General features: G+C 74.5%; 3 protein-coding genes. 2 read left to right on the top strand and 1 reads right to left on the bottom strand.

The annotated features are described in order from the left end of the window. The first annotated feature begins 57 nt into the window (after positions 1 to 57). Both HNR73_RS24695 and HNR73_RS24690 read left to right on the top strand, forming a co-directional pair. Positions 58 to 9,948, top strand: a complete 9,891-nt coding sequence (locus HNR73_RS24695; RefSeq protein ID WP_184789987.1) for a type I polyketide synthase — start codon at positions 58 to 60, stop codon at positions 9,946 to 9,948. Between the two features lie 76 nt (positions 9,949 to 10,024). Then, a complete protein-coding gene (locus HNR73_RS24690) occupies positions 10,025 to 10,480 on the top strand; it encodes a YajQ family cyclic di-GMP-binding protein (RefSeq protein WP_221331136.1) in 456 nt (151 codons plus the stop codon). Here the strand turns inward: HNR73_RS24690 and HNR73_RS24685 are convergent. Further along, positions 10,464 to 13,493, bottom strand: a complete 3,030-nt coding sequence (locus HNR73_RS24685) for an AfsR/SARP family transcriptional regulator (protein WP_184789985.1) — start codon at positions 13,491 to 13,493, stop codon at positions 10,464 to 10,466. The two genes, HNR73_RS24690 and HNR73_RS24685, sit on opposite strands and share 17 nt — an antisense overlap. Between the last annotated feature and the right edge of the window lie 58 nt (positions 13,494 to 13,551).

The following is a 13,551-nucleotide window of genomic DNA, read 5'->3' as shown; positions in this document are numbered from 1 at the left end:
GGGGCGCGCCGGACCCGGCTCGGCGCGGACCGCGGGCGAGTGCAGTGGAGGACGCCAATGAACGACCACCGCATCGCCGTGATCGGCATGTCCGCCCGCATGCCGGGAGCCGATTCCGTCGAGGAGTTCTGGCGGCGCGCGCTGGCCGGAACGGTCGACGTGCACCGCTTCACCGAGGCCGAACTGCGGGGTGCCGGGCTGTCGCCCGACCTGCGCGCGGCGGCCGCCGGTCTCGGTGACATATCCACCTTCGACGCCTCCTTCTTCGGCCTCACCGCCGATCGGGCCGCGCGCACCGATCCGCAGCACCGCATCTTCTACGAGGTCGCCCACCACGCCCTCGAAGACGCCGGTCACGCCGGCGGCGGACCGGCCCGCACGGGCGTCTATGCCGGAGCCGGGTACGACGTCTATCCGCTGCACGGCTATCTGCGGCACCAACTCGGCGAGGTCGCCGAGGAGGCCGTCGCCGACCGCGCGTCGAGCCTGGAACTGGCCGCCGACAACGCCTCCGGCTTCCTCGCCGCGCGGACCGCGGCACTGCTCGGCCTGTCGGGCCCGGCCGTCGGTGTCCAGACCGGTGCCTCCACCGGGCTGACGGCGGTGCGGCTTGCGGTGGGCGCCCTGCTCAACGGCGAGGTCGACCTCGCCATCGCCGGGGCCAGCGCCGTGCACGTCCCGCAGGTGCTGGGATACCTGCCGGACAAGGGATACGGCCTGTCCCCGACCGGTGCGTGCCGGGCCTTCGACGCCGCCTCGGACGGCACCGTCGTCGGCAACGGCGTCGCCGCCGTCGTGCTCAAACGCCTCGACGAGGCCCTCGCCGACGGCGACCGGATCCACGCGGTCATTCTCGGCGCGGCGACCTCCGTCCGGCGCGCGCTCGACGCCTCCGGGGTCACCGCCGAGGATCTGGGTTACCTGGAGGCGCACGGAACGGGCTCCGCCGAGGACGACCGCGCCGAGTTCGCGACGCTGTCGGCGGCACTGCGGGAGGACACCGACGCGAGCGGCTTCTGCGCGCTCGGCAGCGCCAAACCCGCCATCGGGCATCTCGACGCCGCCGCCGGGCTCGCCGGGTTCGTGCGCGCGGTCTGCGCGGTCCGCTCCGGGGTGATCCCACCCCTGGCCAACCACACCGCACCTGATCCCGCACTGTCCCTTGCGGACAGTCCATTCCGGATTCCGGCCGAGGCCGCCGACTGGCCCGACGTCGTCGGGCCGCGCGTCGCCGGCGTCAACGCCGTCGGTCCCGGCGGCTCCGACGTGCACGTCATCGTCGCCCAGCCCCCGGATCTACGCCACGGCACCGCTTTCGGCACCACGGCACCGCACGTCCCCGGTCTCCTGCCGATCTCGGCGGAACACCCCGAGGCCCTCCGCGACCTCGCCGGCGCCTACGCGAGCCGCCTCCGGCAGAGTCCGGTGCCGCGCCTCGCCGACGTCGTCGCCACCGCCGCGCTCGGCCGCCGCCGCTCCCGGCACCGGCTCGTCGCCTACGGCGACAATCCCGCCGAACTCGCCGACTCCCTCGACGCATACCTGTCGGGCACCAGGTCGGAGCACTACAGCGCCTACCAGGCGAGCGATTCCGTGCGGCCCCTGTTCGCCTACAGTGGACTCGCCGAACCCGGTCCCCGTGCCACGAAAGCCCTCTACGACCGCTGCGCCCACTTCAGCGACATCCTCGACGAGGCCAGCGCACGGCACCAGAAACTCACCGGCGTCCCCCTCACCCCGGCACTGCTCGGCGAAACCGAGACGACGCCCACGATCGCGCTGTCCGCGCAGTTCGCCGCCCAGGCCGGGATGACCGTGCTGTGGCGGCACCTGAGCGTGCGGCCCACCCTCGTCCTCGGCCACGGCGCCGGTGAACTCGCCGCCCTCCACGCCGTCGGCGCGATGACCCTCGCCGACGGGATCCGCCTCACCGCCGGTTTCGCCGAACTCGTCGAACGCGAGACGCCACCCGGCGGCATGGTCGCGATCCTCGCCGACAAGGCCACCGTGGACACCGTCATGGCGGCGTGCCCCGGCATCACGCTCGCCGTCGTCAACGGACCCGAGAACCACGTCCTGGCCGGCAGCGCCGGTGTCGTCGACAAGGCCTGCCGCCTCGCGAAGGCCCTCGACCTGCGCTGGCAACGGCTCCCCGTCCAGCGCGCCTACCACTCCGCCCAGCTCGACGGCATCCGCGCGTCCCTGCGCGCGCTCGCCGCGACCGTCGAATGGCGGCCCGCGACCGTGCCCTTCGTCAGCGGCCTCGACGGAACGGTCCATCCCGCCGGATGGCTGCCCGACGCCGACCACGTCGTCGAACAGGCGCTCAGCCCGGTCCGCTTCGACCGCGTCCTCGACCACGTCGGCGAGGTCGCCGACGCGATCCTCCTCGAAATCGGGCCGCAGCCGGCCCTCACCCGCCTCGCCCGCAACGCGATCCCCGGCCTGCCGACGATCCCCAGCGGCCGCGAGGACGCCGAGGTCGACCCCTTCCACCGCGCCATCGGCGAACTGCACTGCGCCGGCGTCGCCATCGACTGGGCCGCGCTCGTCAACGAGACCGACGGCCGCCGCGTCGACCTGCCCCTCTACCCGTTCCGCCGCGAACGGCACTGGGCCGGAACCGCGGCGCCCGCGCCCATCCCGACCGTCCCCATCGCACCGTCCACAGGAGACAGTTTCATGCCAGGCACACCGGTGGGACCCGCCTCGCCGTCACGGGAGGCCGCCGTGATCGGCCCGACCTCCCCGCCGGCCGAGGCCGTCGTCGGCGAGCTGTCCCCGGCCGCCGCACCGGGATCCCCCGCCCTGACGGGCTCCGGCGGCGGTCACCGCGCGCTCGCCGAGGCGATCCACCTGGCCGCCGAGGCCGCCGCGTCGGCCGCCCGCGCCGCCGAGCACCTGGCGGTGCAGATCCCGCAGGGCCGCGCGGGAGCGCACCGCAAGACGAGTGTGCCCGAGTTCGGGTTGTGCTTCCTGGGGCACCACGCCGACGGCGTGACGCGCGGTTACGGTTTCCTGCGCGCCGCCGCGGAGTTCGCCGACGCCAACGACTTCGCCGCGATCTGGCTGCCCGGAAGGCAGTCCGCGCCCGAGGCCGGGCCCTTCCCGAGCACCGTCGTGCTCGCCGCCGCCCTCGCCGCCGACACCACGACCCTGCGGCTGCACGCGACCGACGTCGTCCTCCCCGCGCAGGACACCGTCCGGCTCGCCGAGGAGTGGTCCATGGTGGACAGTCTGTCGGGCGGCCGGGTCGCGCTGACCCTCGGCGCCGACGGGCCACCCGCCGACTTCACCCCCGAGACCTACCCGACCCGGCACGACGCCCTCGACTCCCGTGTCGAGGAACTGCGCTCCTTCTGGCAGGGCGCCCCGCTGCGCCGCCGCGTCGGCGACGGGTCCGAAGTGGACATTCACCTGCATCCGAGTCCGGTGCAGGAGAAGGCGCCGCTGCACCTGTCGGCGTCGACCGAGGCGGACTTCGCGCGTGCCGCACGCCTCAACCTGCCCGTCGTCACCAACCTCATCGCGCAGGACCTCGACACCCTGCGCGCCAACCTTGCCGTCTACCGGGACGAGTGCCCCGACCCGCACGTCACCGTGCTGCTGCACACCCACATCGCCGCCGAGCTCGGCACCGCCCGGCGGGAGGCCTACGCGCCGCTGGCGCGGCACATGCGCTCGACGCCGTCGCTGTTCGACCAGTTGATGGAGAGCCTCGATCCGCCGCCGGAAGGCGGGCCGGAGCGGGCGTTCCAGCGGGTGTACGACCACTTCTGCGACACGCGCGCGCTGATCGGAAGCGTGGAGTCGGTGCGCGGCCTCGTCGACGAACTCGTGGCGAGCGGCGTGGACGAGATCGCGGCGATCGTGGACTTCGGCGTGGACGCCGACCGGGTGCGCGCCGGGCTCGGGCTGCTCGCCGAGGTGCGGGCGGGGTATGTGGGAGGCGGGGCCGGTTCCGCTTCGACGGTGGGTGGTTCGGGTCGTACGGACGGCTCGGGCCGCGCGGACGGCGCGGGCCGCGCGGGCCGCTCGGGCCGTCAGGTGGTCGACGCGCACGGCGTCGCCACGCCCGAAGGCGGCGAGGTCCGCACCGGCCGCCGGCGCCGCGCCGACGAGGACGCGGCCGCACTGGAGCCCCGCCGCGGCGGGCCCGCGATCGAGGCCGCGAGCAGCGAGCGCACGCCGGAAGCCGACGACACGGGGTCGGTGACGCCCGCGCGGCATGAGGTCGCCGAGCGGCCGGGCCGGGCGGAATCGCGTGGGTCCGTGCCCGATGCCGTTGAGGGTTCGTGGGTATCGGGGCGGCGTGGGGTTGGGGAGCTTCCGGCCGAGTCCAGGCGATCCGTCGCACCGGCGGGCCCGGGTGGGCGAGGCACCGCGCTCGCCGGGGAGGCCGCGCCCACGGCCGGACCGTCCAGGTCCGCCGGGCCGGTCGGGCCCATCGCCTTGGGGCCCGGCGATGCCGCTGGGTCTGGCACCGCTGCTGGATCCGCGGGGACCGTCGATTCCGGTGGGCCGTTCGCGTCCGGCGGTCCTGCCGCCTCGGAGGCGCCTGCCAAGCCCTTCGCCCCGGAGACACCGGGCAACGCCGTCTTCAGCCGGCGACCGGGCGTTGGCCGTCCGCGCCCGGACATGGCGGAGGACGCCGATTCCGCCCACGTGACCACGGCGAACACCGGCTCCCCTTGGACGCGACCCGCCCTCCCAGGGGGACCACCCTCCGATAACAAGTCAACCCTTTCAGGCGCTCCCGAGCCAGCCGCCCGCGCACTGCCTGTGGATAACCCACCGGTTGTGGACAACTCGGAGGGCTCCGACGCGTCCGCCGCGTCCCCCATCGCCGACGCACAGGACGGTCCCACCGGCCGCGCGGCGAACTTCGGGCCGGCCGACGCACAGGCTGACCCCTCCGCCCGCGCGGCCCGGCCCGCCGCGACCGAGTGGGCCTCGGTTCCCGTGCACGGCAACGATTTCGGGCCGCGACGCAACGACACCCACCCCGTCGCCGACTCGGCCGACCGGGCCGTCCCCCACCCCACCGACCACGCCACCCCCGCACCCGCACCCGCACCCGCACCCGCACCCGCACCCGCACCCGCCATGCTGCCCAAGCGGCCGTCGGCGGATCCCGCGGCCGAAAGCGCCATCGCCGCCGCCGTGTTCGAGGCGCCCGCCGAGGCGCCGAGCCTGATGCGGCCGATGAGTGTCGGCGACGGCCGGGCGAGCACGTCCCGACGGCGGGAGTTCGGCGCCGCCGAGCCGGTGGAGGCCGAGCACGAACGCGCCACCGACGCTCCCGCCGCCGTGGCGCCGCAGAACGTCGACGCCGCCGTCGAACCGGCCGAGCCGAGCACCGCGCAGGCACCCACGCCCCGACGTCCCGAACTGCCGTCCGCGTACGGGCAGCGGACGACGCCCGACCGGCCCCAGCAGCATCAGGCCCCGGACGGCGACGAGGCCGCGCCGCCGGTGGAGGCTCGCCGCCCGGAACCCGCCGGGTTCGCACCACCTCACACCGGCGGGACCACGCAGCCCGAGCCCGCGTCGTTCGAGACCGCACCGGCGACGCCGCCGGTCGAGACTCGCCGCCCGGAACCCGCCGGGTTCGAGGCGCCTCGCGCCGTCGTGGACGCGCAGGCTGAGCCCGCACCGGTGACACCACCGGTCGAGACACACCGTCCGGAGCCCGCCGGGTTCGCACCACCTCACACCGGCGGGACCACACAGCCTGAGCCCGCGTCGTTCGAGACCGCACCGGCGACGCCGCCGGTCGAGACTCGCCGCCCGGAACCCGCCGGGTTCGCACCACCGGTCGAGACACCCAGCCCGGCATCGGCCGGCTTCGAACCACCTCGTACCCCGGTGAACGCACAACCCGAACCCGCCCCCTTCGAGCCCCCGCCCCCCACCCCCGCGCGGCACCCTCACGTGATCCCGGCCGAGCACGCGGCGTTCGCCCCACCGGCGGCCGCCGAACCGCAGCCGTCCGCTCCCGGCTCGCGGCCCGACTCGCCGACGCGTCCCCCCGGCCGCGCGCCCGAACCGACCTCCGGCGGGTTCGGTCCCGCGTACGACGCCGACCCGTCGGCCGACACCGCCGACCCCGGGCACGACCAGCCCCGTCTCGTTGCGGCGCAGCCCGAAGCGGTCCCCGCGCGGCCTCAGCAGGTCGCCGAGGCGCCGGTTCCGGCGCGACCCGAGACCGCTCCGGCACCGTCGCACCACGCTGTCGAGGCGCCCGCGCAACCCGAGGCCGCCCGCCCCCACCACGGCGCCGAGACCACCCCCCAGCCTCCGCGCCCGCCCGTCCCGCAGCAGCGCCGCCCGGAGCCCGACCCCACCCCCGACCCCGACGCCGACCCCACGACCGCGCCCATCCCGCTCCCCGCGCCCGGCGGAGCGGCCGCTCCCGACCCGGCCGCTCCCGACCCGGCCTACTGGGCACGCGTCCTCGCCCCGCCGTTGCCGGTCGTCGCGATGCCCGCCGACCGGTTGCGCACGGCCGCGCAGCACGGCACGCGCGCGGCGGAGGACACGCTCCTCGTCCCGAAGCTCGCCGCGGCCCTGCGTGCGATCGGCGCCGACGCGACCCAGCCCCAGTCCTCCACCGACACCCCGAATCGCGACGCCATCGTCCCGCTCATCGCGGGTGTCGTCGCGACTGTCCGGCGCTTCTCGGGGCAGGACGACCTCATCGTCGGGGTTCCCGGGGGGCTTCCGTTGCGTGTCGACCTGTCCGGCGATCCCGCCTTCGGCGAGGTTCTCGCCCGGGTCGCGGCGGGTCTGCGGGATCTCGCGCGGCACGCGGGGTCGGCGCCCGAGAGCACGAGTTTCCAGATCGCCGTGGGCTTCTCGGCGCCGTCGGTCGAGATCGCGTGGGAGTTCGTCGACCAGGGCGACGGGATCGTCTGCCGCGTCGGCCATGCCGCCGAGGTCTTCGACGCGCAGAGCGCGCGTCGCTTCGGCCGCTACCTGCGCGACATCCTGACCGCCGCGACCGAGGACCCCGCCCAGCGACTGTCCCAATTGGACGATCTCTCCGACGACGACATGGGCGCGCTCGATCACTGGCATCGGGGCCCCCAGGTCGATCCGGTGGGCGTGACCGTCGACGAGCTGTTCGCCGGGTTCGCCGCCCGCACGCCGCAGGCGGTCGCCGCGGCCTGCGGCCGCGACTCGCTGTCGTACTCCACATTGGACGCCTTGGCCAACCAGCTGGCGCATCAGCTGCGCTCGCTCGGCGTCCGGCCGTCCGATGTGGTCGGTGTGCTGATGCCGCAGGACCTGCGGCTCGTCGTCACACTCGTCGCCGTCGTCAAGGCCGGAGCCGCTTACCTGCCACTGGATCCGGCGAGCGGCCCCGAAGGCGTCGCACGGATCCTCGCCGACAGCCGCGCCCGGCTCACCGTCGTCGAGCAGGGTCTCGCGACCATGCTGCCCGCCGACGCCGCCAGGCTCCACCCGAGCCCCGCCGAGCTCGACACCTTCCCCAGCACGACCCCCGAGCGCGTCACCACCCCCGACTCCCCCTGCTACGTCCTCTACGATCCGCGCCGGCGCGGACCCGGCGTGGTCGTCGCGCATCGCAGCCTCACCAACCTGAGCGGCTGGTTCCGGCGCCGCTTCCGGGTCGGCGCCGAGGACCGGGTCGCCGCGGTCGCCGGACCGGGCACCGACGCCTCGGTCCTGGAGATCTGGCCCGCCCTGACCTCCGGCGCCTCGATCGTCATGGGCGGCGAGGACGTCCCGCGCGACGGCACGACCCTCGCCGAATGGTTCGGCTTCGCCAAGACGACCATCGCGGTGCTGCCGACCGGTCCGGGCGAGACGATGCTCGCGCTGCCCGCGCAGGCGCAGCCGCAGTCCCTGCGCGCGCTGATCGTCGGCGGGGATCCCCTGTACCGCAGGCCCCCGGCCGAGCTGCCCTACGAGGTCGTCAACGCCTACGGCCCGACCGAGGCGACCGTGATGGTCACCAGCCATCCGGTCACGCCCGGCGGGACGGGCGGTGTGCCGATCGGAACGCCCATCGACAACACCCGCCTCTACGTCCTCGACGGGGCGGGCCGGCCGCTGCCGGTCGGTGTCCCCGGCGAGCTCTACATCGCCGGTGACTGCCTCGCCTCGGGTTACCTGAACGCCGCTTCCCTGACCGCGCAGCACTTCCCGGTCGACGGCGCCGGTCAGCGCTACTACCGCACGGGCGATCTGGCGCGGTGGAACAACGACGGCGTCCTTGAGTACTACGGGCGCGTCACCGACCAGGTCCCGCTCGGCGGGCACAAGGTCGACCCGGCGGCCGTCGCGGGTGTGCTGCGGGCGCGTCCGGGCATCGCCGACGCGGCGGTGCTGGCGCTTCGCGGGCCCGACGGCGCGCCCTACCTGGCGGCCTTCCTCGCGCTCGAAGCAGGCGCCGAGACGCCCGCCGGTCTCGACCGGCTGTTCCCGGCCTATGTGGCGCCCAGGACGTGGACGGTCCTCGACGAGCTGCCGCGCGACGCGAGCGGGACGCACGACTTCACGGCCCTGCTGGCCCATGCCCCCGCGTTGTCCACAGGGGACGCTGAGTCACCTCGGATCGAAGGGGAGGAATCACCACAAGATCCCGCGAATCCACCCGCCGTAGAGCCCGAGCCTGTGGATAAACCTGTGGACGACGTCCTCGCGGGTCCCCTCAACAACGTCCAGAAGGGCATGACCGGCTTCTTCCGGCAGTTCGGTACGGCGCTCAACATCCCCGTCCAGGTCGACCTGTCCGGACCGCTCGACCCGGCCGCCCTCAAAGACGCCTTCACCGCCCTGAACACGCGCCACCACTCGCTGCGCAGCCGCTTCACCGAACACGAGGGCGAGTGGCTCCAGGAGGTTCTCACCGACACCGCCATCCCCGAGTCCCGCCTGAAGATGCTCGACCTGACCGCGCTCGCCGAGGACCAGCGGCCCGCCCGCGCCGACGCGCACGCCGAAGAGGCCCGCGCCGAGGACTTCGACCTCGGCGAGGGACACGCCTGGCGAGGTGTCCTCATCAGACTGTCCGAACAGGACTGGCGGCTGATCCTGGTCTTTCACCACGTCCTCATCGACGACTGGTCCCGCGCACTGTTCGTCACCGAACTCGCCGAGCTGTACAACGCGGCCGTCGAAGAGCGTCCGGCACGCCTCCCGGCGGCCACCCAGGCGATCACGCACGCGCTCGGCGAAGCCGAACCCGACCTCGCGCGCCGCCTCACCTACTGGACCGACCGGCTCGACGGCGTCCCGCTCGACCTGGTCCTCCCCTACGACCGGCCCGGCCGGCGCGACCGGCGGCGGGCGGTGCAGGAACTGATCCTCCCCGCGACGGTCGTCGACGCCGCCGCCGAACTCGGCGAGCGCCAGGACACCGGGCCGTTCGCGGTCTACGCGGCCGCGCTCGGGGTGTTCCTGTCGCGGCTGGCGGGGACGGAGAACCTGTTCCTGCGCACGCATTGCACGCTGCGGGAGGAGCCCGGCGACGAGACGGTGCTGGCGAGCCTGTCGCTGTCGGGCGCGCTGGAGCTGGATCTCACCGGGGATCTGGACTTCGCCGGTCTGGTGGCGCGGACGGGTGACGATCACGCCGACGGTTCGGCGCATCACGTCACCTTCCCGCGTCTGCTGGAGGCCTTGGCGGAGAAGGAGGGCGGCGAGCCGGTCGGGGACGTCGTGCAGTTCCTGTTCCCGGGTTCGACGGTGTCGGCGCTGCACTTCAACGGTGTCGAGGCGTCGTTCACGGCCGAGCCGGTCCACATGGTGCCGGGGACGATCTTCATGTGCGTGCCGGCTGCCGGGGGCTGGCGGCTGGCGTTGCAGTACTCGCCGGGTGAGCTTGACGAGGCGACCGCCGTGGGCTGGCTGGACACGTGGGCGACGGTGCTGGAGCAGTTGTGCGCGGATCCGGATACGCCGATCGCCGACCTGTAACCTGACCGGTGAACCTACGAGCGCAGGAGTTAGCACCGTGGCCAATCCGTCCTTCGACATCGTCAGCAAACTCGACATGCAGGAGCTGGACAACGCGATCAACCAGACCGCGAAGGAGCTGTCCACCCGCTTCGACTTCCGGGGTGTCAACGCCTCGGTCGAGCGCACCGGCGAAGAGGCGGCCACCCTCACCGCGGACACCGACGACCGCGTGAAGGCGGCCCTCGACGTGTTCAAGGAGAAGCTGATCAAGCGCGACATCTCGCTGAAGGCCCTGGAGGCCGGTGAGCCGCGCGCGTCGGGGAAGACCTACAAGATCGACTGCACGTTCACCGTGGGCATCGCCCAGGACGTCGCCAAGAAGATCAACAAGAAGATCCGCGACGAGGGCCCGAAGGGCGTGCAGGCGCAGATCCAGGGTGACCAGATCCGGGTGACGGGCAAGAAGCTCGACGACCTGCAGGCCGTCATCGCGCTGCTGAAGGGCGCCGACGACGTCGAGGTGCCGCTGCAGTTCACGAACTACCGCTAGCGGCGTCGATGCGGGCGCGCAGCCCGGGGACGTCGACGCCGATACGTTCGGCCGCTCCGGCGCCTTCGGCGTAGTCGCGCGCGAGCGCGTGGGCGCCCCGCGCGAGGTGCGCCTCGGCGAGTTCGACGAGGACGAGCGCCCGGGAGACCGGCTGGTGTTCGCCGACCAGGCCCAGTGCCTCCTCGAACAGGCCTATCGCGGTTTCCGTGCGCCCGTGCGCGGCCAGGATCCGGCCCTGGGTGCACAGCGCCGTGGTGATCCGCCCGTTCAGGCGCAGGGCGCGGGTGTCGGCGACGGCGCGCTCGATCGCCACGAGGGCCTCGTCGGGGCGTCCGTCGCGCTGGTACGCCTCGGCGAGTTCGACGCGCACGAAGATCTCCTCGACGCGGTCGCCCGCTTCGGCGAGGAGCACGGCGGCGGCCTCGGTCTGGGCGATGCCTTCGCGGAGTTCGCCGAGGCGCAGGTTCATCAGGCCCTGACCGCCGAGGGTGCGCGCCTCGCCGCCGCGATCGCCCGCGCGGACCATGAAGGGGTGGCCTTCGGCGAAGCTCTCCAGGGCCTCGGCGGGGCCGCGCGTATAGAGCCGCAGGACGGCCAGTTCCTTGTGGCACCAGCCGGTCTGGGCGACGGCGGTGCGGTCGGCGAGGTGTGGGGTGAGCAGCGCGAAGGCGTGCTCGTAGGCGGTGTAGGCCGCGGCGGGCCGGCCGAGGACGCGGAGGTTCTCGGCGAACTGGCAGGTGGCGGACCCGGCGCGGATGTCGTCGCCGAGCCGCAGGTAGAGGCGGCGGGCGAGTCCCGCGGCACGCACGGCCCGGTCGGTTCTGCCGAGTGAGCGGGCCGTGCGGGCGAGGGCCAGGTGCAGGGCGGCTCGCGCCTCGTCGCCGTCGGCCCGGTCGAGCGCCGTGCGGATCAGGACGATCGCGTCGTGGCTGTAGGCGTGCAGGTCCAGGAAGTTGACCATGGTGGTGAGCAGTCGCCAGGCGGTGGCGGGCGCGGCGAGGCCGACGGCGGCCGACAGGAGTTCGCGTTCGGCCTCGAACCAGGCGACCGGGTCGGCGCGGACGGCGGCGATGCTCTCGGGGTGCGGCCGGGGTGTTCGCGCGGGTGGCGGCGGGGTCGGGTAATAGCGGTAGCCGAGGGCGTCGTCGGCGTGGTGGGCCAGGGCGAGGAGTAAACCGAAGGCGCGGTCGAGGGCCGCGCGGATGTCGGCGGGGTCGTCTTCGTCGTCGGCGCGTTCGCGGGCGAAGAGGCGGACGAGGTCGTGCATGAGGTAGCGGGTTCCGTGGTCGACGGGTCGCAGGAGTTGCGCGTCGGCGAGTTCGTCGAGCACTGCTTCGGCGTCGAGGAGGTCGGTGCCGAGGAGCCCGGCGGCGGCCTCGACGCCGAATCTCGGTGTGGGCAGGAGCGCCGCCAGCCGCAGCAGGCGGGCGGCGTCCTCGCCGAGGTCGCCGTAGCTGAATCCGATGCTCTGGCGGACCTGGCCGGCGCCGGCGCTGAGTTCGTCGAGGCGGGCGCCCTCGTCGGCGAGGCGGGCGAGGACGGTGGCGAGGTCGCCGCCGGTCATGCGGGCGGTCCGGGAGCCGAGGATCCGCAGCGCGAGTGGGTGGCGGCCGGTCAGGTCGGCGATGCGGTCGAGGGCGGCGGGGGCGGCGATGCGTCCGCCGCCGCGGTGGATGCCGGTGAGCAGGCCGATCGCCTCGGGTGGGCTGAGCACGTCGAGTTCGACGACGAAGGCGCCGTCGAGCCCGGCGAGGAGGCGGCGGCTGGTGACAAGGGCGGCGCTGGCGGCGTGGACGGGCAGCAGCGGCCGCACCTGGGCCTCGCTGGCGGCGTTGTCGAGGACGAGCAGCACCCGCCGCCCGGCCATGACCGAGCGGTAGACACCGAGGCGCGCGTCGGGGTCGGCGGGCACGGCCTGCCCGGTGACGCCGAGGGCGTGCAGGAGGTCGCCCATGACGGCGTGGGTGTCCTTCGGGACGTCGTCGAAGCCGCGCAGGTCCACGAACAGGCACCCGTCGGGGAACAGCCCGGCGTGGCGGTGGGCGAGCCGCACGGCGAAGGTGGTCTTGCCGATCCCGCCGAGCCCGGCGATGACGACGACGGCCGGATCGCGATGCCGGGGGTTGGCGCGCAGGATCGCGGCGATGTGGTCGCCTTCGGCGGCGCGGCCGGTGAAGTCGCGCAGGTCGGCGGGCAGCCCGCCCGGCGACGCCGGGGCGGCCGCGCCGAAGGTCCAGGCGCGCACGGCGTCGAAGGCGGCGTGCGGCTCCCCGCGCAGGATCGCGCGCTCCAGCGCCGCCAGCTCCGGCCCGAGGGCCGTGCCGAGGTCGCGCTGGTGCAGCTCGCGGGCCGCGAGGTGCGCCTCCAGGGCCTCGGCGGAGCGGCCTCGCAGGGCCAGCGCGAGGATCAGCAGGTACCAGAAGCGCTGGTGGTAGGGGTGCTCGGCGACCAGCGCGCGCAGCTCGGCGAGCGCGGCCCGGTCGCCGCCGACGAGTTCGGCGGCGCGGGTGAGCTCGACGGCGGTGAGGCGTTCGGCTTCGGCGGCGCGGCGTGGCCCTGCGGCGCCGAGACCGTCCCAGGCCGGTCCCTTCCACAGGGCGAGGGCCGCGCGGCCGGTGTCGCGGGCGGCGGCCCAGTCCCCGGCGGCGGCGCGGGCGGCGGCGGTCGCCGACAGTTCGCGGAAGTCGTGCAGGTCGACGCGTGCGTCTTCGGGCAGGTCGAGGGCGTAGCCGCCGTCGCGGGTGCCGAGACGGCCGTCGAGTCCGGCGGCCGACAGGGCCGTGCGGAGCCGGTGGACGGCGATCTGGAGCTGGTTGGCGGCGGTCTTGGGCGCGTCGCCGTCCCAGATGAGCGTGATGAGTTCGGCGGAGGGCACGACGCGGCCCTCATGGAGGAGGAGCGCGGCGAGCAGGCCCCGGCTGCGTTTGCCCTGGAGTTCCACCTGCCGACCGTCCACGAGGATCGCGGCGGGTCCGAGGACGTGGAAGGCGACGTCCTTCGCTTCGGCGGGCATACGGACCTCGGGGTCGGGGGCGGGCGGCCTTCGATGGTAGCGCTCCCGCGCCGGACCG

The sequence above is a fragment of the Phytomonospora endophytica genome, from assembly GCF_014202425.1.
GTDB classification, from domain to species: Bacteria; Actinomycetota; Actinomycetes; order Mycobacteriales; family Micromonosporaceae; genus Phytomonospora; species Phytomonospora endophytica.
The sequence above is the reverse complement of the archived record's forward strand: the minus strand, read 5'-3'. Positions and strand labels throughout refer to the sequence as shown.